Consider the following 21,472-nt stretch of genomic DNA (forward strand, 5'->3'; position numbering starts at 1 on the left):
GTTATGATAGTGAAAAGCAAGTAAAAAGGATGAGATTTAATGAGTGATTACACGGATATTAAACGCAATCATTTCCGTTTTCCAGCATTTTCTGATGAGGAAGGTGTGAAACTACAGGACGGAACTTTTCGGAAACCCTTCTCTTTTGAAGATGATTGGATTTTAACCGATGAAGACATTGATCGCAAAGCCAATCGATTGAAAGAGTCCTATACCTCTCGTCGTGGGAATAAAAGCGTTGCCCATAAAGCTGGTCATAGTGTACAACAAATGGAAGAGCTAAAAAAACATCGCGAAAACCTACCAACCTATTCACGACATCCAAAGGTTGAAGTGAGTGCAACCGGTCGTAAGAATTTATTTGGTAATGCCCATCTTCATGCAACGTATAAAGTGAAGAATCAAAAAGAAGTTGCCAAAGAGCATGTATCAACGAATGATCGTTCGGATGTTCATCAAAAAGCGGTATTTAAACCTAAATACATTCCAGCATCGTTAATTCAAGAGCAAGCGCCAGCTACAGTTGCCCAAGACGAATTAATCCATGCGATGCAAAAAAATAAAGACAGTTACATGTTGTTTGATACTGAACCATCACCTTATCAGATTAAACACGAAGAAAATGAGCCAACTGTAAAAAAATTTAGAGTGCCACAAGGTGAAAAACAAAAAAATGAGTTAACCAGAGCACCGCAAGCGGCGATTAGTCGTAAAAAATCAGTTTTAGGTTCTTTAGATACAATGATTGAAGAAGGACAACACGAAAAGAGAAATACTAAATATTTCAATTAATTATTATCGATTGGCTGATATTCATTTATGGATATTGGTTAATCGATTTTTATGAATTTTTAGTGAATGGTGGATAAAAATGGAAGTGATTTTATGGAGAGAAAACAAAAGATAAATAAAATAAGTTGGGTAATCAAACATTGGCGTCTTACTATATTTGGCGTACTTCTTGCTTTTATTGTAGTTTCCTTGGTGTCTATCGGCGTGTATAAACAAATAACTAGTCAATCTACTAGCGTTGGCTTAAAGGATATCGGTGAATTATCAACGCAATCGGCTATTGTAAGAGAAGTTAATATGATTGACGAGTCACGAACTATTTTTGGGATGCAGGTTCCGTTTACCAATTCTAAACAGCTCTATAGCTATGAGGTTGAAATTAAGGCAGGTTATGATTTTAGTAAGATTCGTTTGGAAAGAAATACAGCTAGCAAGCGTTTGACTGTAATCTTACCTAAGCTGTCTATTACCAGTAAATCATTAGTAGACGGTTCATTGAAGGTTTATTATGATAAGCAAAGTATTTTTAAACCGATAAATGTGGAAGAAACCGAAGAAGCTAGACAAAAGATGATTCATGCAGCGATTAAAACAGCGAAAAAAACAAAACTATTTGAAAATGCAAGGCAAAATGCTGAGCGATTAATCACTGAATTTTTAAAGAGAGATCAGGCAAATAAGGACTATGAAATTATTTTTAAATAAGTAGGTGGAGATAGAATGAAAAAGTGGCAAAAGAGTATACTTTGGTTGATAGGAATCGTTATTTTAGCAATCCTTGGTTTTTACTTTTATCTTTTTTTAACGAGATATTAAATGAAGCGTTTAATACTGGCTTTGACAATAAAAGGATAAATGGGGGCCCTTGTTTATCCTTTTAGGATGGATTAGTTGTTTCTTAAATTTTCAAAATATTTAGTGTTTTCACTATCAAAATGTGGATAAATTGATATAATGGACGAAAGACTACTTTGCTGGTAGTAAAGAAAAGAGGAAGACGAATGAGAAGGTTTGAAAAATCACATAAATTAGACCACGTTAGCTATGATGTTCGTGGCCCTGTTTTGGAAGAAGCCGAACGTATGCAAGAAAATGGTATCTCAATTTTGAAATTAAATACGGGAAATCCTGCCCCATTTGGTTTTGAAGCGCCAAATGAGATTATCCGAGATTTAATTATGAATGTCAGACACTCAGAAGGCTATTCTGATTCAAAAGGTATTTTTTCTGCACGTAAAGCGATTGAGCAGTATTATCAATTATTGAAATTTCCTAATTTATCAATTAATGATATTTATACGGGTAATGGGGTGAGCGAATTAATCACCATGTCCATGCAGGCTTTGTGCAATAATGGGGATGAGGTATTGGTACCAATGCCTGATTATCCACTATGGACAGCTTCTGTTTCACTAGCTGGAGGGAATCCTGTTCATTATATCTGTGATGAAGAAAGCGAATGGTATCCAGATATTGCTGATATTCGTTCTAAAATTACTGCTAAAACTAAGGCAATTGTCTTGATTAATCCTAATAATCCGACTGGTTCCGTTTATCCAAAAGAAATTTTAGAACAAATTGTTGAAATTGCTCGTGAATTTGAGCTGATGATATTTTCTGATGAGATATACGATCGTTTGGTTATGGATGACTATAAGCATATTCCAATTGCAACCTTAGCACCTGATTGTTTTGTGGTCACTTTTGGCGGCTTATCTAAATCTCATCGGGTGGCAGGTTTCCGTGTGGGTTGGATGGTCTTGACGGGTAAAAAATCAATCGCTAAAGATTACATCGAGGGCTTAAACATGCTGGCTTCTATGCGTTTGTGTTCAAATGTGTTATCACAGCAAATCGTCCAAACAGCTTTGGGTGGAATTCAAAGTGTAGATGAATTATTATTACCAGGGGGTCGCATTTATGAACAACGCGAATTTGTTTATAAAGCGGTAAACGACATTCCTGGATTATCCGCAGTTAAACCTAAGGCTGCCTTTTACATGTTTCCAAAAATTGACACCAAAAAATTCAATATCACCAATGATGAGCAGTTTGTGTTAGACTTTTTACACGAACATCATGTACTAATGGTTCATGGTGGCGGATTTAATTGGTTAAAACCTGATCACTTTAGAATTGTTTATTTACCAAATCTGGATGATTTAAAACTGACGATGGATAAGATGCGTACCTTCCTAGCAACTTATCGTCAAAAATAATGAATTTTACATGGCCTTGAAAGTGAATATAGCTTGCTAGGCCTTTTTTTATGACTAGAAAGGGTAGAATATATGCACGATTTTTTAGATACATATTTTCAGTGGTATCCTGATACCAAGCTAGAGAGCTATCCCACAGCTTTTCATCAGACCTTAAGTCAGCAGCAAAGAACCGCCTTTTACCTGGAATTATCTGCTGAGCAACAAATTCAATTAGAGCATCATCGTAAATATGAATTACGTTCACGCTTTACAACCTATGACTATCTTAAAGCGACCAATTGGCAATTTGATGAATATATTGTGGATTATCATTATCCGCATAGCAATCCCGGGTTACATTGTCAATGTGGCAAAAAATTAAAATATCAGTTTATATTAGTTTCAAAAGATCATCAAGAAAAAATGGCCTTGGGGATTCAACATTTTTCTGATCATTTGGGAGTATCTACCAAGGTTGCTAATGAAATAAAAAAAGGCTTATCCCAAGTTGATTTTGGTATTGATGAAATTTTATGGTTATACCATCAAAATCGTCGTTTTCCACAAGAGTTGTGGCGGCGCTATTGCTTTGCGCATTATCGCAACAGTTTTTTAAGTAAGCCTATTGCGTTTAATCATCAATTAGCCAAGCGACTAGCAGCGTTTAAACAAGCGGACTTGCCCATTTATATTGTTGATTTTCAAGCGGCTTTACGTGAAATAAGGTTAGTTAATCAAGCCTTTCATCAATTGGAAAAACCACTAAAAACCATCGGGACTCAAGAGAATTTTCAACATTTCTTGCAGGATTTTGGCAATGATTTATTAACCAGTGACTTTAATTATTGGCAGCCTGAAAAGCACTGTTATACATCTACTGCTAGAACTTTATTTAAAACGAAGCGACTTTCTCAACAAGTCTTGTATCAAAAGTTAATCGAACAATTATTAAGCTTAAATCAATTGCCTACTATCGAACAAAAGCAAGCGATTTTTCAGCAACAAGCGCAGCAATTTCCACTAAATAGCTTTACTAAGGAGTGTCTTGATTTTATCCTAGCTAAATATCTTCAATATGGGTTCAAGCGAAATTTTTTTGTTAGCTTACCACGAAATTTACGGCAAAAGCTCCAAAAGGGGATTAAATTGCAACAGGCTAAACCACAGATTAACCAATATGTGCAGTCATTAGCAGATCACTTAGCAGATGTTCCGAAGCTTTACCAACGAATCGTCCTTGAGCAATTATTGGAAAAATTATCAAGATAGCTTGTATTCTTTAGATAACAGGTGTAGGATATAGAACAAAAGGGGTGTTCATATGGAAATTACATTAGAAAATTTAGCGACCTTACAAGCCGACTATTTAAAAAATGAAAAATTAATCGCAATGCAAAATGCATTATTTGAAAATGATTTAACAAAAATCGCTTCTAGTCAACAGGCTAAAGCACAACAGCCTTTTGTCTTTTCGATTGATTTAAAAACACATGGCGTTACTTCACAATTGCAATCAGGACGTTGCTGGTTGTTTTCTGGGTTAAACGTCTTAAGAGAGGCTTTAATTAAGGAGTTAAAGATTGAAGGGGATTTTGAACTTTCTCAAAATTATCTAGCCTTTTATGATAAATTGGAAAAAGCAAATTGGTTTATGGAATGTGTGAAAAAAGAATTAGCACATGATTTGGACAGTGAAAAAATGCGCTTTTTATTAGAAGGGGCAGTAAGCGATGGCGGACAATGGAACATGCTTGTTTCCTTAATTGAAAAATATGGTATCTGTCCGAAAGATGCCTATCCAGAAAGTTTTCAAGCTGGTCATACCCGTAAAATGAATCGTTTAATTAATCGTCGGTTACGTAAATTTGCTGCTGAGGCAAAAGCAGCTTTTGATCAAGGTCAGCAAGATAAAATCGATCGTTTGCAAGCACAAACTTTAAAAGAAGTCTATCAGTTTATCGCTGCAAATTTTGGTGTGCCACCGAAAGAATTTGTCTTTGAATATTATGATCAAAATCATCAAGCGAAAGCTAAGCATTTAACTGCTCATGAGCTTTATCAATTAACTAATTTAAATTTGGCCGATTATGTCAATGTCATTCATGGACCAACTCAGGATAAACCTTTTTATCAGACTTTTACGGTTGAATATTTAGGAAATGTGGTTGACGGTCAAAAAGTACAATTGCTTAATTTGCCGTTAGATGAGTTTAAGCAAGCTGCAATTAAACAAATGCAAGCCGGTGAGTTTGTTTGGTTTGGCTGTGATTGCTCACAAGATGGTCATCGAGAAGCTGGACTATGGGATGATGCCTATTTCCAATATGAACATGCGTTTGATTTAGATTTACAAATGTCTAAAGAAGCGATGTTAATCAGTAAAGAAAGTGCCATGAATCATGCCATGGTCTTTTCAGGGGTTCATTTGGTCGATGATGTTGCGAAACGTTGGAAAATCGAGAATTCTTGGGGTGAAAAAGTCGGTCATAAGGGGTACTTTATTGCAAGTGATTCTTGGTTTGATCAATACGTGTATGTGGTGGCGATTCACAAACGCTTTTTATCTGAAAAAGCTTTGGCTGCTTTAGAGCAAGAAGCAATAATGTTGAAACCATGGGACGCATTTGGCACATTAGCCGATTAAATCAGTTTTTTTATTCGGATGCAATCAAGTTAAAAAGTAGTCGCTATTGGTAAACGGTAGTGGCTACTTTTTATAATAACTGAAAGAATTGACATTTACACAAGTAAACGTTAAAATAAAAAGGTATTTTAATGCAGATGTGGTGGAATTGGCAGACACGCACGCTTGAGGGGCGTGTGAGCATCGCTCGTGTGGGTTCGAGTCCCATCGTCTGCATTTTATTGAAACAAAGGATAGCGATTGTAATGAGTATCGTTACTTATTACAATCGCTATCTTTTTTATTTTTTATTTTGCATTTCTTGATCTTTGTTGATAGTAGCATCAATCCCTTTAACGACACTAGTCATAAAATTCGCTTCTTCCATAGCCAATAGACCAGCCACAGTCGTTCCACCAGGTGAACAAACGGTATCAATCAAATCCCATGGAGACTGATTCGCATCTAATACCATTTGTGCACTACCTAATACAGCTTGAGCTGCAATTTGAGTACTTAACTGTTTAGGTAAGCCGTGTTTAACTGCTGCGCGAGCCAGTGCATCGATAAAAAGATAAGCATAGGCTGGTGAGCTACCAGCAATTGCCGTAAAAGCTGAAAAATCTTTTTCGGCCAATACCCAAGCTTTTCCTACAGCATTAAACATTGCAACGATTTGTTCAAGCTTATCATCAGTTGTATACTCATTGCCACAAATAGCTGCCGCTCCTAAACCAACCATTGCATTGACGTTTGGCATGATACGAATAATCGGTAGCGTACAATCCTGACCAATTGCATTTTTCAGCTGACTTAAGGTTGTACCAGCTGCAATCGAAAGGATGGTCAACTGTTTTTCTTTTATTAAATCAGCATATTTACTGATTAAAGAAAGAATAATATTGGGTTTGACCGCAAACATTAAAGTATCGACCTGGTTAATAACCTCGGTTTCACTTTGGCAAATTTGTAAGTGATAGTCTTTAGCTAATTGTGCTAACCGTTTAGGATGATGGTCATAGACATAAATCGCCTCACCCTTAATAAAATCTTTTTCGACAATGCCTTTAATAATTGCACTAGCCATGTTACCGACACCAATAAAGCCTAATTTCATCAAGCGTTCACCTCATACATTCCTAACAAAACGTAAGTCTAATCTAAACAGTAAAATAGAGCTTTTGTTGGAATTATTTTTATTTATTATATAAGCATACACGAAAAAGTGCAGAAAAGCTACCTTGCAAAATGGTATATACCGATATTGACAATTGACGATAAAAAGCGTATGGTAAAGGTAGTAAAAGAGTTTAAGGAAGTGGAACGAATGAAACAATATATCCATGCCGCCCAGTTTTTCTTTACTTCTGGGGTCAAAACAGGAGGGTATTTGGCTATTATCGACGGAAAATTTGGCGAATATGTTGAAAATCGGCCAAATGATGGTGAAATCATTGAATATCCTAATTCTTGGATTGCGCCAGGCTTGGTGGATACCCATATTCATGGTTATAAAAATCATGATGTGATGGATAATGATGCAAATGGAATACAAATCATGTCAGAGGCTTTATTAGAATGTGGCGTAACCTCATTTTTACCCACAACATTGACGTCTAGTCGTGAGCGTTTGTTAGCTGTAGCTAAAACAGTTGGTGAGGTAGCGACTCAAGTGAAAGGGGCAAAAATCCCTGGAATCTATTTTGAAGGGCCCTTTTTTACTGAAAAATATAAAGGAGCACAAAATCCTAATTACTTTTCAGATCCCTCTTTAGAAGTCTTTCACGAATGGCAAGCAGCAAGTGGCAATTTGATTAAGAAAATTGCCTTGGCACCAGAAAGAGAGGGAGTTGAAGCTTTTGTTGAAGCCTTGACAAAAGAAGGCGTAGTAGTAGCTTTAGGCCATAGTGATGCAACCTACGAGCAAGCACGTCAAGCAATCGATGCAGGCGCAAGTGTTTTCGTTCATGCGTTTAACGGAATGCGTGGTTTTACTCATCGTGAATTAGGAATGGCGGGTGCGATGTTAACTATCAAGGAAGTATTCGCTGAACTAATTGCGGATGGACATCATGTGCACCCTAAGGCAGTAGAATTATTAATTCATTCGATTGGTTATGAAAAAGTGGCGCTAATTACTGATTGCATGATGGCCGGTGGAATGCCAGATGGAGACTACATCTTAGGTGAATTTCCGGTAAAAGTGGCCAATGGAACTGCACGCTTAAAAGAAGGAAATTTAGCTGGTAGTATCTTAAAATTATACCAAGGTATGCAAAATGTAGTGAAATGGGGAATTGCCACCCCTTATCAAGCAGTTATGATGGCTAGTTATATTCCAGCAGTGAGTTGTAATATTGCGGATGTCTGTGGAGAAATCCGCAAAGGTCGAGCAGCTGATTTTATCGTATTGGATCAACAGATGAATTTACAAGCAACTTATTTGGATGGCGTTCAACGTTTTGCTGTTAAAGAAAATAAATAATTGATTTTAAAGGTGTTGACTTGAGTAAGTCAACACCTTTTTACCTCAAGGATGTTTAACGACTCGCCCAGCTACGAGAAAATTTGAGTGTTACTCGCCGTATGAAAAATGGTAGATTTATTTTTTTCAAACGGCGAGGCAAATTTTCCGAGTAGCTAGTCGTAAAACACAGATTACCTCAAGGATGTGAAGTAGCTCGCTCAGCTACGAGCAAATAAGCTCCAATCCGGCAATAAAATCCATAGTTTTTGAAGATTTTACTGCCAGATTGGCTTATTTGATGAAGTAGCTGCTTACAAAACACGGATTGTATAAAAGATGTGAAGTAGCTCGCTCAGACACGAGCAAATTTACGTGCTACTTACTTAGCTATTTTTTTGGAATTCAAGCAATAATCATGATACAATCACTCTTAAATAGAAAAGTAAATAGAGGTGGAACATTTGAAAATTGGTCTTAGGACGCTAAAGACAGTGGTAGCTAGTGCGTTAGCGATGTTTATCGCTCAACAATTACATTTACTTTATGCATCGGCTGCCGGCATTATTGCTATTTTAAGCTTGGGCAATACTAAGCGTGCATCGCTATCAGCTGGATTAGGGCGAATTTTTTCCTTATTCATTGCGATTATCATTGCATTTATTTGTTTTCATTTATTCGGTTATTCTCCTTGGTCATTTGGCTTATTTTTATTAGTTTTTATCCCCGTTTCTGTACAGTTGAAAATTTCAGATGGTATTGTGGTGAATTCGGTATTGATTACACATTTTCTAGTGGAAAAGAGTTTTTCTCTACAAATGCTAATCAATGAGTCGCTACTAATGTTAATAGGGGTTGGTCTTGCCTTATTGATGAATCTTTATATGCCTAGTATGCAAAAGGATTTGGAACAGGATATAGAGAAAATTGAAGAAGACTTTCGGACAATTATTTATGATTTAGCTGCTCATTTAAATTTAGAGAAAATTGCACCATTAGAAAAAAATTGTGAACGATTAAAGCAAAAAATCAGATTAGCTCAAAATCGCGCGCTTGTTCATCAAGAAAATCGTTGGACCTATGAGCAAGATTATTATACCGAGTATTTTTCGATGCGTAGAACGCAGGTCCGTTTATTAGTGGATATGGTAACGTTACTGAGTGAAATTAATGTGGATGGTCTCTTTGTGGATGATTTACGTAAGGTCTTGATAATGACGGCGCAGAATTTTGCCGAAGAGAATGATGGTCAACAAATTCTAGCAGAAATAGAAAAAGTTTATCAAGCCTATCGTGAAAAGGCCTTACCTCAATCGAGAGCGGAATTTGAAAATCGTGCATTATTGTTTCAATTTTTACAATCTTTTAAAAGTTTTGTAGAAATTAAAGCTGTTTTTTATCAGGGAAAAGTAAAGTCTTTTTAAAGTTTTAGTTTAAAAGTGCCAGAAAGTGGGCAAATGAAGAGGGATTCGCTAAAATAATTAAGAGGAGGTAAGATTATGAATGATGTCTATTTAGCAATTATTCTCGATGTGATTAATGAAAAATATTATTCAGAAAAGGTTTTTTGTCAAAATCAGTTGGCAATTGAAGAAAAGGATTGGCAGGCCTGGAAGTCAGGTCAGTATTCACTGACTCCTGAGCAAACGCAAAAAATAAAGAATCTATTCACTGATTATGAGTGGATGCTTTTTCAAAAAGTGTTAAGACAAACAGTTATTTATCCAGAAAAACGTAGTCAAGGTGTAATGGAATATCGTCAAATGAAGCTACAAATTGCCAGAAAATGGATGGATGGACAATTGGCAAAAATTGAATTATTAAATGACAGTTTAGAAAATCAGGAGTTCCAAGCTTTATTAATCGCTGTGGGGATTGATTATGAACAATGGGGCTTTGATGATATTTTAACCTTTAGAATTCCAGCCCGCCTGCAAAAACAATTAGCCAATGATCAAGTAAAATTACTTGATTGGTTTGATGCACAGATTCAAGAATTACAGTAATTTTGAGTGGGAGTGAAGAATGAAGAAATATCCTAGAAAAAAAAGAAAACTACCCATACCATTCGTTTTATTAGCTATTCTGTTTATTTTTATGAGCTTTGTGTTTGTCTTGTCTGTTTTAACCACTGAAGTAGAGGAGCAACCGACGCAACAATTAGATCCTAAGGCTGAGCAACATCAATTTATTGAACGCCTAGCACCGTATGCCAAGCAGCTACAGCAAAAGTATGGGGTGTTACCAAGTATTACTTTAGGTCAAGCAATTTTAGAATCTGATTGGGGAAAAAGTGAGTTAGCTAGTAAATATAATAATTTATTTGGTATTAAGGCTTTTGGCAATCAACCTAAAGTCACTTTATCAACTAAAGAATATGTTAACGAACAATGGATAACCATTCAAGGGGATTTTAGGGTGTATCAATCTTACGAAGAATCAATGGATGATCATGCACAGTTATTTGTTCGAGGAGTAGATTGGGATCCGAATAAATATCAACCAGTGATTCAGGCGAAAAATTTTGAGCAGGCAGCTGATGCTTTACAACAAGCAGGTTATGCGACTGATCCGACCTATGCTGAAAAAATTAAGCAGGTTATTATTGCGCATCAATTACAAAAATATGATGAATAAAAAGGGTGAATGTTCGGATTTTTCTAATCATTCTCCCTTTTTTATGAGAAATTTCTCTTTTTTTCAATTTTTTTAGGCATTTTTATTGTTTTTTTCATGAAACTCATTCATAATATCAATGTGTTTTTCATAATTAATACGCTTATATATCGTCGTAATATGGTCGACAGTTTCTACCCAATACCGTAAATGTTGGACTATAAGCAAAATTCGTTGCATGCAACGCTTTTTTGCTTATCCAAAAAAGCGTTGTTTTTTTATGGTTGTAAATAGGCACAATAAATGTAAGGAGATTGAATGATGCAAGCATTAATGGAACGAATTATGCAAGATGGCAATATTTTAAATGATGGAGTATTAAAAGTAGATAGCTTCGTGACGCATCAAGTGGATCCTGATTTAATGGCAGCGATTGGTCAACGTTTTGCTGAAGTATTTAAAGAGTATGGCATAACCAAAGTGGTCACCATTGAATCATCAGGTATTGTACCAGCTATTTATACAGCGCAAGCTTTACAGGTACCGATGATTTTTGCCAGAAAATCCAAAAGTTTAACGATGAACGAAGAATTATTGACTGCTTCCGTTTATTCATTTACCAAACAAGTGACAAGTACCGTCTCTATTTCTCGAAAGTTTCTATCAAAAGAAGATAAAGTGTTGATTATTGATGACTTTTTAGCCAATGGTCAGGCAGCAAAAGGATTGGTTGAATTATGTCAACAAGCCGAGGCAAAAGTGCTAGGGATTGGTATCTTAATTGAAAAATCATTTCAAAATGGTAGACAGTTATTAGAAGAGATGCAGCTTAAGGTGGTTTCTTTGGCTAGAATTTCTTCATTAGCTGATGGAAAAATTCAATTTTTAGAAGGAGACGCATAAAATGAATCAAGTGACAAACGGTAAAGCGGCTGTGTTGGGACTACAGCATTTATTAGCAATGTATGCAGGAGCGGTTGCTGTTCCTTTATTAATTGGGATGGGCTTAGGCTTTGATGAAGCGCAAATGACTTATCTTATTTCGATAGATATTTTTATGTGTGGAGTAGCCACCCTTTTACAATTAATGGTCAATAAATTTTTTGGGATTGGATTACCAGTTGTTTTAGGCTGTGCAATTCAAGCCGTTTCACCACTGATTATTATCGGCTCTAAAAATGGCGTAGGGGCTATTTACGGTTCGATTATTGCTGCAGGTATTTTTGTGGTATTGATTGCAGGGTTATTTTCAAAGGTAAAAGTATTCTTTCCACCAATCGTTACCGGAACAGTGATCACCGTTATTGGTTTGACCTTAATCCCAGTGGCTATAACGAAGATGGGTGGTGGTGATGCTAGCGTAAAAAGCTTTGGAAATCCCAATAGTTTAATCCAAGCAGCTATCACTGTTTTACTGATTTTAGGGGTACAGGCTTTTGCTAAAGGTTTCATTCGTTCAATTTCTGTTTTAATTGGTTTAGTCGGTGGTACGATTGTAGCTTGGTTGATGGGCAGTGTTAGCTTTTCGGCAATTGGGCATGCACCAATTTTTCATGTTCCACAACCGTTTTATTTTGGTTTGCCAAAATTTGATATTTGGTCAATTTTGCTGATGATAATTATTTCTACCATTAGTATGGTAGAATCAACGGGAGTTTACTTTGCTTTAGGTGATATTACCGGTAAACCGGTTCAAGAAGATGACTTGAAACGTGGTTATCGTGCGGAAGGTTTAGCAGTTATCTTAGGCGGAATTTTTAATACTTTCCCTTATACTGGCTTTTCGCAAAATGTTGGGTTGGTTCAATTATCTGGTATTAAGACAACACGACCAATTTATTTTTCCGCAATTTTCCTAATTATTTTAGGTTTATTCCCTAAAGTTGGCGCTGTTGCGCAAATTATTCCAGAACCTGTTTTAGGTGGTGGAATGCTAGTGATGTTTGGCATGGTTGCGGTTCAAGGCATGCGGATGCTTTCAAAGGTTGACTATGCTGATGATAAGAACTTATTAATTGTTGCTTTATCCATTGGGCTAGGCTTAGGCTTTAATAGTTTGCCTACCTTATTCCAACATTTGCCAGCAACGGTACAAATGTTCACTGGTAATGGAATTGTGATGAGTAGTGTGACAGCTATTATTTTAAATCTATTATTTCATGGGATAAAATCAACAAAATAGGTTAAACGAGATGGTTTATTCAATCAAGAATAAACCATCTTTTTTTACGAACAATAGAAAAAAAGAGGTGATAATTATTCGAATATTCTTTGACTTTTGGCGACCTTGCTTGCTAAAATAAAGCTGAATCAACTTAAAGGAGCGAACAAAATGAAACCGTTAGTTGCTGTAGTAATGGGAAGTACTTCTGATTGGTCAACGATGAAGGAGGCTTGTCAAATTTTAGAGGAGTATCAAATACCTTATGAAAAAAAGGTGATTTCTGCTCATCGAACCCCTGATTTAATGTTTCAATTTGCGGAAACGGCACGCCAAAATGGTTTGAAAGTGATTATTGCTGGAGCTGGTGGAGCGGCTCATTTACCTGGAATGATTGCAGCCAAGACTACTTTGCCTGTTATTGGTGTACCGGTACAATCGAAAGCGTTAAATGGCTTGGATTCATTGTTATCGATTGTCCAAATGCCAGGTGGGGTACCAGTAGCGACCACTGCAATTGGAAAATCTGGAGCGGTTAATGCGGGAATACTTGCAGTTGAGATGCTTTCCATGTATGATTTAAAGGTAGCAGAAAAATTGCTTGAGAAAAGACAACTTACTGAAAAAATTGTCATAGAAAGTAGTGATCAACTTGTTTAAACCAATTATGCCTGGAGAAACGATTGGGATTGTCGGTGGTGGGCAATTAGGTCGTATGATGGCATTAAGTGCAAAAAAAATGGGGTTTAGAGTAGGAATTTTAGATCCAACTGAAGATTGCCCTGCAGCACAGGTAGGTGATTGGCAAATTGTCGCCAGCTATGAGGATACCTATGCGCTTGAAGAAATGGCTCGTCGTTGTGCTGTTTTAACGTATGAGTTTGAAAATGTTAGTGTGGAAAGCTTAAATGCAATTTTACCAATGGCCTATCTACCACAAGGAACGGATTTATTGGCGATTACGCAAGATCGATTGTTAGAAAAAGCTTTTCTTGAAGCAAATAATATCGTGATTGCACCTTACGCAACGATTATTCATCCAACTGATATTCAAGAAGCAATTGAAGGAATTGGCTATCCCTGTGTTTTGAAAACGACGCGTGGTGGTTATGATGGTAAGGGACAATATGTTTTATATGGAACCAAGGATTTAGCACCATCAATGAACTTGTTGCGTCAAGGAACCTGTGAATTAGAAGCTTGGATTCCTTTTGAAAAAGAAATTTCAGTGATGGTTGCTGGGAATGGTCAAGAATATATTACTTTTCCAGTAGTTGAAAACATTCATCGTAATAATATTTTACATGAGACGATTGCTCCAGCCAGAATTGCTGATGAAGTGGCACAGGAAGCGCAAAAAATCGCTTTAAGCATTGCTCAAGCGTTGAATTTGCGTGGAGTATTAGGGATTGAAATGTTTTTAACTAATACGGGTAGTATCTATGTCAATGAATTAGCGCCACGTCCACATAATTCGGGACATTATTCGATTGAAGCTTGTGATATGGATCAATTTGATTTGCATATTCGAGGAATTTGTGGTTGGCCAATTGCTACACCTAAATTACTTAGTCCAGCTGTCATGGTAAATGTTCTTGGTGAGCATCATGCTGCTTGTCGAGAGTTAATTTTAAAAGAACCAAGTTGGCAGTTTCATGATTATGGTAAAAAAGAAGTGAAGCCTGGACGTAAGATGGGGCATATTACGATTATCACTGATGATGTTGAACGTACACTTACACAAATTCAACAGACAAACATCTGGAAATAAAAAGGGGATTATAGAATGTTAGCGCGTTATACAAGAGAAGAAATGGGTAAAATTTGGACAGATCAAAACCGTTATCAAGCCTGGCTAGAAGTAGAAATTCTTGCTGATGAAGCTTGGGCTGAGCTAGGTGAGATTCCAAAAGAAGAGGTTGCATTAATCCGTGAAAAAGCGTCATTTGATATTCAACGAATCTTGGAAATAGAAGAGCAAACCAGACATGATGTGGTGGCATTTACACGTGCAGTTTCGGAATCGTTAGGTGAAGAACGAAAATGGGTGCACTATGGATTAACTTCAACTGATGTGGTAGATACTGCTTATGGCTATTTAATTCGTCAAGCAAATGATCTGTTACGTGTAGGTTTAAAACGTCTAGCTGATGTCATTGCAAAAAAGGCTAAAGAGCATAAATATACAGTGATGATGGGAAGAACACATGGTGTCCATGCTGAACCAACTACTTTTGGCTTAAAATTAGCACTGTGGTATTCTGAGATGAAACGCAATATTGAACGCTTTGAGCATGCTGCTAAAGGTGTGGAAGCCGGAAAAATCAGTGGAGCAGTGGGTACTTTTGCGAATATTCCTCCGTTTGTAGAAGCTTATGTTTGTGAAAAATTAGGAATTCGACCACAAGAAATTTCTACTCAGGTTTTACCGCGTGATTTGCATGCTGAGTATCTTGCGACGATGGCGTTAATTGCGACGAGTATCGAAAAATTTGCTACTGAAATTCGTGGGTTGCAAAAATCAGAGACACGAGAAGTAGAAGAATTCTTTGCTAAAGGGCAAAAGGGCTCTTCAGCGATGCCACATAAACGTAATCCAATTGGTTCAGAAAATATGGCAGGATTAGCGCGTGTGATTCGAGGACATATGCTAACAGCCTATGAAAATGTGTCTTTGTGGCATGAACGTGACATTTCACATTCTTCTGCAGAACGCATTATCATTCCTGATACGACGATTTTGTTAGATTACATGTTACATCGTTTTAGCAATATTGTAGAAAAATTAACCGTCTTTCCTGAAAATATGAAGCGCAATATGGATGCAACTTTTGGTTTGATTTATAGTCAGCGTGTGATGTTGAAATTAATTGATCGTGGCTTAACTCGTGAACAAGCGTATGATTTGGTTCAACCGAATACAGCAAAGGCTTGGGATGAACAGACTGCCTTTAGACCGTTGATTGAAGCGGATGAACAAATCATGACCCACTTAACGCCAGAAGATTTAGATGATGCTTTTGATTACAATTATCATTTGAAAAACGTTGATGTAATATTTGAACGTGTTGGCTTATAAAAAAGCACTGAAAAACATATTTTACGTATGTTTTTCAGTGCTTTTGTTTTATTGTACTAGAATTTAAATTTATCCTCTATAAGTTTATCGATTTAAACACGAACATTATTGAAAATTTATTTGTTAATTATCAATAAATAATTGATATTGCTGCTAGTCTGACTTAGAATGTGAATAGATGAATTAGTTTTACCAATTTTTATATGTTGAGGTGCAAAATGGAAAAGAAAGACTTGCTTTACCAAGGAAAAGCAAAAAAATTATACCAAACAACTGAAGAAGATGTGATTTTAGCGGAGTATATGGATCAAGCAACTGCATTGAATGGACAGAAAAAAGATGCCATTTTAGGGAAAGGTGCGATGAATAACCAAATTACTTCGCTTATTTTTGACAAATTAGCGCAAAGTGGTGTGCCAAGCCACTTTATTCGTAAAATATCAAAAACCGAACAATTGATTAAGAAGGTAGATATTATCCCTTTGGAAGTTGTTGTTCGGAATGTGGCAGCAGGAAGCTTTAGCAAACGTTTGGGAATTAAAGAAGGGACACCGTTATCTTTTCCAATTGTTGAATTTTACTTTAAAGACGATGCGTTGAACGATCCATTTATCAATGATCAACAGGTTTTAGTGTTAGCGATTGCTACGCAAGCAGAAATTGAACAAATAAAAGCGTTAGCCTTAAAGGTCAATGAGGTGCTAAAAGCGTGGTTTTTAAGCTTAGATATCCAACTGATTGACTTTAAAATCGAAGTTGGTCGGACAAAAGATGGCAGTATATTATTAGCAGATGAGATTTCACCTGATACTTGTCGTTTATGGGATGTGCATACGCATGCGCATTTAGATAAAGATATTTATCGTCGAGATTTAGGTGATTTAGTACCAGTTTACAAAGAAGTTTTACGTAGAATTGAAAATAATCAATAAAGGAGTACAATCATGGTTTTCGTTAAAGTTTATGTTACTTACAAAGAGTCGGTTTTAGATCCTCAAGGAGAGGCGGTTAAAGGGGCATTGCACCGTATGGGATATAGCGAAATTGAAGAGGTTAGAATTGGAAAATATTTTGAAATGCAGGTCAATCCAGGTACACGTCCGCTTGAAGAAGTCATTGAAGAAGCTTGTGATCAATTATTGGCTAATGTAAATATGGAAACTTATCGCTTTGAAATTGTCAATACGGAGGAAGCCTAGCATGAAATTTGCAGTAATCGTTTTTCCAGGATCTAATTGTGACTTAGATATGTTATGGGCGATTAGAGATATCATGGGAGCGGATGCCGAGTATGTGCGACATGATGCAACAAGCTTAGCTGGCTTTGATGGTGTTTTTTTACCGGGTGGTTTCTCTTATGGCGATGCTTTAAGATGTGGAGCAATTGCCCGCTTTTCGAATATTATGTCAGAAGTGATTCGTTTTGCGAATGAAGGCAAACTTGTTTTTGGTACGTGTAATGGTTTTCAAGTGTTAACTGAAGCAGGCTTGCTTCCAGGTAGTCTGATTAGAAATCGTTCATTGCATTTTGTCTGTAAAACAGTGGGTTTAAAGGTCGTTAATAATCAGACAAAATTTACAAGTGAATACGAAAAAGATGAAGTGATTTATATTCCAGTCGCTCATGGTGAAGGAAACTACTATTGTGATGAAGCGACTTTAGCTAAATTAAAGGCCAACAATCAAATCGTCTTTACATATGAAGAAGATATCAATGGCTCTGTGGAAAATATTGCGGGAATTTGTAATGAAAAAGGCAATGTATTAGGTATGATGCCACATCCAGAACGAGCAATGGAGGAATTGCTTGGTAGTGCAGATGGCAAACGTTTCTTTGCCTCTATTTTGAAAAACTTCGGAAAGGTGACACAAAACTAATGAAGAAATTTATCGAACCGACTCCTCAAGAGATTAAAACGCAAAAAATTTATGCACAATGGGGCTTAACGGATGAAGAATATGCAATGATCGAAAAGATTTTAAATCGTTTGCCGAATTATACAGAAACTGGTCTATTTTCGGTAATGTGGAGTGAGCATTGCTCTTATAAAAATTCCAAGCCAGTCTTAAAGAAGTTTCCAACCTCTGGTAAGCAGGTTTTACAAGGACCTGGTGAAGGAGCTGGGATTGTTGATATCGGTGATGGACAGGCGGTGGTTTTTAAAGCGGAAAGTCATAATCATCCATCAGCAGTCGAACCTTATGAAGGTGCAGCAACTGGTGTCGGTGGGATTATTCGGGATATTTTTAGTATGGGGGCGCGACCAATTGCTATTTTGGATTCGCTGCGCTTTGGTGAATTGGATAATAATCGTACCAAATATTTATTAGAAGAAGTCGTCGCTGGAATTAGTGGCTATGGTAATTGTATTGGGATTCCGACAGTTGGTGGTGAGGTTGCTTTTGATCCTTGTTATGAAGGAAATCCATTAGTCAATGCCATGTGTGTAGGGTTAATTGATCATAAAGATATTCAAAAAGGGCAAGCCAAAGGTGTCGGCAACAAAATTATGTATGTGGGTGCGAAAACGGGTCGTGATGGTATCCATGGGGCAACCTTTGCTTCTGAAGAGTTTGTTGAGGGAGAAGAACAACAGCGCTCAGCTGTCCAAGTAGGCGATCCATTTATGGAAAAACTATTACTAGAGGCTTGTTTGGAGCTTATTTTAGAGCATGCGGATATTTTAGTTGGTATCCAAGATATGGGTGCAGCCGGGTTAGTTTCATCTAGTTCAGAAATGGCTTCTAAAGCTGGTTCAGGTTTGAAATTATATCTTGATGACGTTCCACAACGCGAAAGCCACATGACCCCTTATGAAATGATGCTTTCTGAATCACAAGAAAGAATGTTGATTTGTGTGAAGCAAGGCTGTGAAGAGCAAGTAGTGGAGCTTTTCAAGAAATATGATTTAGATGCCGTAGCCATTGGTGAAGTGACTGATGATGGGCTGTATCGTTTGTATCATCATGGCAAAGAGGTGGCCAATATTCCAGTCGATGCGTTAGCTGAAGATGCACCGGTTTATCATAAGCCTTATCAAGAACCGGCGAGAATCAAGGAATTTCAAGCAATGGCAGATTTTGTGCCAGATGTAAAGGATGCTAGTCAGACCTTCTTGGATTTATTGCAACAACCAACCATTGCCTCTAAAAAATCAATTTATGAAACGTATGATTATCAAGTACGTACTAACACAGTGGTGACACCAGGTAGCGATGCAGCGGTTTTGCGAATTCGCGGAACCAATAAAGCTTTGGCAATGACTACGGATTGTAATGCTCGTTTTTTATATTTAAATCCAGAAATTGGTGGACAAATTGCAGTTAGTGAGGCCGCGCGAAATATTGTAGCTAGTGGGGGGCGTCCTTTAGCGATTACTGACTGTTTGAACTACGGATCTCCAGATAAACCAGAAGGATTTTGGGAATTATGGACTTCGGCAGATGGTATTGCGAAAGCCTGTGAAGTCCTAGATACACCGGTTATTTCTGGAAATGTATCACTATATAATGAAACGAACGGTAAAGCCATCTACCCAACACCGATGATTGGTATGGTTGGTTTAGTTGAACAATTAGCGCATATCACTACCCAAGATTTTAAACAGGCGGGTGATTTGATTTATGTTATTGGTCAAACAAGCGGGGATTTCAATGGTTCAGAATTGCAAAAAATGTTACTTGGGAAAATTGAAGGGCGCTTGATGGCTTTTGATTTAGTAACCGAAAAGGAAAATCAGCATCTTGTTTTACAAGCGATTCAAGCTGGCTTAGTGGCAAGTTGTCATGATTGCAGTGAAGGTGGTTTAGCTGTAGCGATTGCGGAAAGCTGTTTTAAAAATGAGCTTGGGGCTAATGTAGCCTTTGATTTTGAACAAGCCTGGTTATTTGCCGAAACGCAATCACGCTTTGTGTTATCAATTAAACCAGAAAACCAAGTAGCATTTGAAAAATTAGCTGGGAACAAAGCCCAATTGGTCGGTCAAGTCACAGCAGAAGACAAAATAGAAATGTCAGGGACAGATGGGAAGATTACTGCTTCTGTCAAACAAGCGAAACAATTATGGGAGGATGCGATTACGTGTCTTATGAAGTAAAAAGCTTAAATGAAGAATGTGGCATTTTTGGCGTTTGGGGCCACCCTGATGCTAGTAAAGTGACCTATTTTGGTTTGCATAGTCTGCAACATCGTGGACAAGAAGGCGCAGGCATTGTTTCAACGGATGGAAAGAAGCTTTATGGTCATCGTGATTTAGGATTATTAGCTGAAGTGTTTTCAGATGAACGTAAGCTTAATCAACTGATTGGTAATGCAGCAATCGGTCATGTGCGTTATGCCACAGCAGGTAATGGTAGCGTTGATAATATTCAACCGTTTCTATTTAAATTTTATAATGGAAGCTATGGCTTGGCGCACAATGGCAATTTGACCAATGCAAAAAGTTTGCGCAAACGTTTAGAACAAGAAGGGGCGATTTTTCATTCTAATTCTGATACGGAAATTTTGATGCATTTGATTCGCAAAAGTCATCGTCCAACTTTAGTCGATCAATTAAAAGAAGCGCTTAATCAAGTGAAGGGCGGCTTTGCTTATCTGTTGTTAACGGAAGAGGCGATGATTGCGGCCCTTGATCCGAATGGTTTTCGTCCGTTAGCAATCGGCCAAATGAAAAATGGGGCCTATGTCATTGCTTCTGAAACTTGTGCCTTAGAAGTCATTGGGGCAAGCTTTGTTCGTGATGTTAAGCCTGGTGAAATAATTATTATCAATGATGAAGGCATTCAAATTGAACAATATACGACAGATACTCAATATGCGATTTGCTCGATGGAATTCATTTACTTTGCGCGACCAGATTCAAATATTGCTGGAGTCAATGTACATACCGCGCGAAAAAATATGGGGCGTATACTTGCTAAAGAAGCGGCAGTTGAAGCGGATATGGTAATCGGTGTACCTAATTCTTCACTTTCGGCCGCTAGTGGTTATGCTGAAAGCTCAGGGATTCCTTATGAAATGGGCTTGGTTAAAAATCAATATGTTGCTAGAACCTTTATTCAACCGACTCAAGAATTAAGGGAACAAGGGGTACGGATGAAGCTGTCAGCAGTGCGTGGAGTAGTGGAAGGCAAACGATTGATTTTAGTAGATGATTCAATTGTCCGAGGTACAACGAGTCGGCGAATTGTTCGTTTGCTTAAGGAAGCTGGTGCCAAAGAGGTGCATTTACGAATTGCTTCTCCACCGTTAAAATATCCATGTTTTTATGGTATTGATATTCAGACACGTAAGGAATTGATCGCAGCTAATTACTCAATTGAGCAGATGCGTGAAATGATTGGTTGTGATAGCTTAAGCTTTTTAAGTGAACAAGGCTTGATTGATGCGATTGGACTAGATTTTGATGCGCCTTATAGTGGGCTTTGTATGGCTTATTTCAACGGTGATTATCCAACCCCGCTTTATGATTATGAAGATCAATATCGTCGTTCGCTCAAAGAGAAGACAGAATTTTTTAAAGGATAAGGAGATAAA

The 21,472-nt window shown here is 37.3% G+C and carries 20 protein-coding genes, 1 tRNA gene and 1 riboswitch; of the genes, 20 read left to right on the top strand and 1 reads right to left on the bottom strand.

Annotated features, from left to right (window positions below; translation table 11 throughout):
- The first annotated feature begins 39 nt into the window (after positions 1-39).
- From RK02_RS01620 to RK02_RS01645, 6 genes are all read left to right on the top strand, one after another.
- Entirely contained in the window at positions 40-792 is a 753-nt protein-coding gene (locus RK02_RS01620; RefSeq protein ID WP_016182491.1) for a hypothetical protein, read from the top strand.
- Positions 793-885: 93 nt separating this feature from the next.
- Complete coding sequence (locus tag RK02_RS01625; RefSeq protein ID WP_016182492.1) at positions 886-1,497, top strand: DUF4230 domain-containing protein; 612 nt, start codon at positions 886-888, stop codon at positions 1,495-1,497.
- Between the two features lie 296 nt (positions 1,498-1,793).
- On the top strand, positions 1,794-3,011 hold the full coding sequence (locus RK02_RS01630; protein ID WP_016182493.1) for a pyridoxal phosphate-dependent aminotransferase: 1,218 nt from the start codon (positions 1,794-1,796) through the stop codon (positions 3,009-3,011).
- Between the two features lie 72 nt (positions 3,012-3,083).
- Positions 3,084-4,262, top strand: a complete 1,179-nt coding sequence (locus RK02_RS01635) for a hypothetical protein (RefSeq protein WP_016182494.1) — start codon at positions 3,084-3,086, stop codon at positions 4,260-4,262.
- Between the two features lie 52 nt (positions 4,263-4,314).
- The gene (locus RK02_RS01640) at positions 4,315-5,637 is read left to right on the top strand and encodes a C1 family peptidase (protein WP_016182495.1); all 1,323 of its coding nucleotides are present in this window, start codon (positions 4,315-4,317) and stop codon (positions 5,635-5,637) included.
- Between the two features lie 133 nt (positions 5,638-5,770).
- Positions 5,771-5,853: transfer RNA gene (locus RK02_RS01645), tRNA-Leu, on the top strand.
- Positions 5,854-5,917: 64 nt separating this feature from the next.
- Here RK02_RS01645 and proC read toward each other — a convergent pair.
- Positions 5,918-6,733, bottom strand: a complete 816-nt coding sequence (proC, locus tag RK02_RS01650) for a pyrroline-5-carboxylate reductase (protein WP_016182496.1) — start codon at positions 6,731-6,733, stop codon at positions 5,918-5,920.
- 210 nt (positions 6,734-6,943) lie between these two features.
- On the opposite strand from proC, the gene nagA reads away from it, so the two are divergent.
- The 14 genes from nagA to purF all read left to right on the top strand — a co-directional run bounded on the left by nagA (position 6,944) and on the right by purF (position 21,463).
- Positions 6,944-8,101 carry an N-acetylglucosamine-6-phosphate deacetylase gene (gene nagA, locus RK02_RS01655; RefSeq protein ID WP_016182497.1) on the top strand — a complete coding sequence of 386 codons (1,158 nt, stop codon included), beginning with the start codon at positions 6,944-6,946 and terminating at the stop codon, positions 8,099-8,101.
- 443 nt (positions 8,102-8,544) lie between these two features.
- On the top strand, positions 8,545-9,504 hold the full coding sequence (locus RK02_RS01660) for an aromatic acid exporter family protein (protein ID WP_016182498.1): 960 nt from the start codon (positions 8,545-8,547) through the stop codon (positions 9,502-9,504).
- 75 nt (positions 9,505-9,579) lie between these two features.
- Positions 9,580-10,086, top strand: a complete 507-nt coding sequence (locus RK02_RS01665) for a hypothetical protein (RefSeq protein WP_016182499.1) — start codon at positions 9,580-9,582, stop codon at positions 10,084-10,086.
- A 19-nt stretch (positions 10,087-10,105) separates the two neighbouring features.
- Positions 10,106-10,717 carry a glycoside hydrolase family 73 protein gene (locus RK02_RS01670; protein WP_016182500.1) on the top strand — a complete coding sequence of 204 codons (612 nt, stop codon included), beginning with the start codon at positions 10,106-10,108 and terminating at the stop codon, positions 10,715-10,717.
- Between the two features lie 122 nt (positions 10,718-10,839).
- Positions 10,840-10,937: riboswitch (purine riboswitch) on the top strand.
- A gap of 80 nt (positions 10,938-11,017) precedes the next feature.
- A complete protein-coding gene (locus RK02_RS01675; protein ID WP_018451618.1) occupies positions 11,018-11,599 on the top strand; it encodes a xanthine phosphoribosyltransferase in 582 nt (193 codons plus the stop codon).
- A 1-nt stretch (position 11,600) separates the two neighbouring features.
- Complete coding sequence (locus tag RK02_RS01680) at positions 11,601-12,878, top strand: nucleobase:cation symporter-2 family protein (protein ID WP_016182502.1); 1,278 nt, start codon at positions 11,601-11,603, stop codon at positions 12,876-12,878.
- A 150-nt stretch (positions 12,879-13,028) separates the two neighbouring features.
- The gene (gene purE, locus RK02_RS01685) at positions 13,029-13,517 is read left to right on the top strand and encodes a 5-(carboxyamino)imidazole ribonucleotide mutase (RefSeq protein ID WP_016182503.1); all 489 of its coding nucleotides are present in this window, start codon (positions 13,029-13,031) and stop codon (positions 13,515-13,517) included.
- Positions 13,501-14,628, top strand: coding sequence for a 5-(carboxyamino)imidazole ribonucleotide synthase (gene purK, locus RK02_RS01690; protein ID WP_026231325.1), 1,128 nt, complete (start codon positions 13,501-13,503; stop codon positions 14,626-14,628). The genes purE and purK overlap by 17 nt, the downstream gene beginning before the upstream one ends.
- Before the next feature lie 15 nt (positions 14,629-14,643).
- A complete protein-coding gene (gene purB / locus RK02_RS01695) occupies positions 14,644-15,936 on the top strand; it encodes an adenylosuccinate lyase (protein WP_016182505.1) in 1,293 nt (430 codons plus the stop codon).
- 218 nt (positions 15,937-16,154) lie between these two features.
- Entirely contained in the window at positions 16,155-16,868 is a 714-nt protein-coding gene (purC, locus tag RK02_RS01700; RefSeq protein ID WP_016182506.1) for a phosphoribosylaminoimidazolesuccinocarboxamide synthase, read from the top strand.
- A 12-nt stretch (positions 16,869-16,880) separates the two neighbouring features.
- On the top strand, positions 16,881-17,135 hold the full coding sequence (gene purS, locus RK02_RS01705; protein ID WP_016182507.1) for a phosphoribosylformylglycinamidine synthase subunit PurS: 255 nt from the start codon (positions 16,881-16,883) through the stop codon (positions 17,133-17,135).
- A gap of 1 nt (position 17,136) precedes the next feature.
- Complete coding sequence (purQ, locus tag RK02_RS01710; RefSeq protein WP_016182508.1) at positions 17,137-17,814, top strand: phosphoribosylformylglycinamidine synthase subunit PurQ; 678 nt, start codon at positions 17,137-17,139, stop codon at positions 17,812-17,814.
- Entirely contained in the window at positions 17,814-20,033 is a 2,220-nt protein-coding gene (gene purL, locus RK02_RS01715) for a phosphoribosylformylglycinamidine synthase subunit PurL (RefSeq protein ID WP_016182509.1), read from the top strand. The genes purQ and purL overlap by 1 nt, the downstream gene beginning before the upstream one ends.
- Positions 20,018-21,463 carry an amidophosphoribosyltransferase gene (gene purF / locus RK02_RS01720; protein ID WP_016182510.1) on the top strand — a complete coding sequence of 482 codons (1,446 nt, stop codon included), beginning with the start codon at positions 20,018-20,020 and terminating at the stop codon, positions 21,461-21,463. The genes purL and purF overlap by 16 nt, the downstream gene beginning before the upstream one ends.
- Positions 21,464-21,472: the final 9 nt, after the last annotated feature.

The sequence above is a fragment of the Enterococcus columbae DSM 7374 = ATCC 51263 genome, assembly GCF_000406925.1.
GTDB classification, from domain to species: Bacteria; Bacillota; Bacilli; order Lactobacillales; family Enterococcaceae; genus Enterococcus_E; species Enterococcus_E columbae.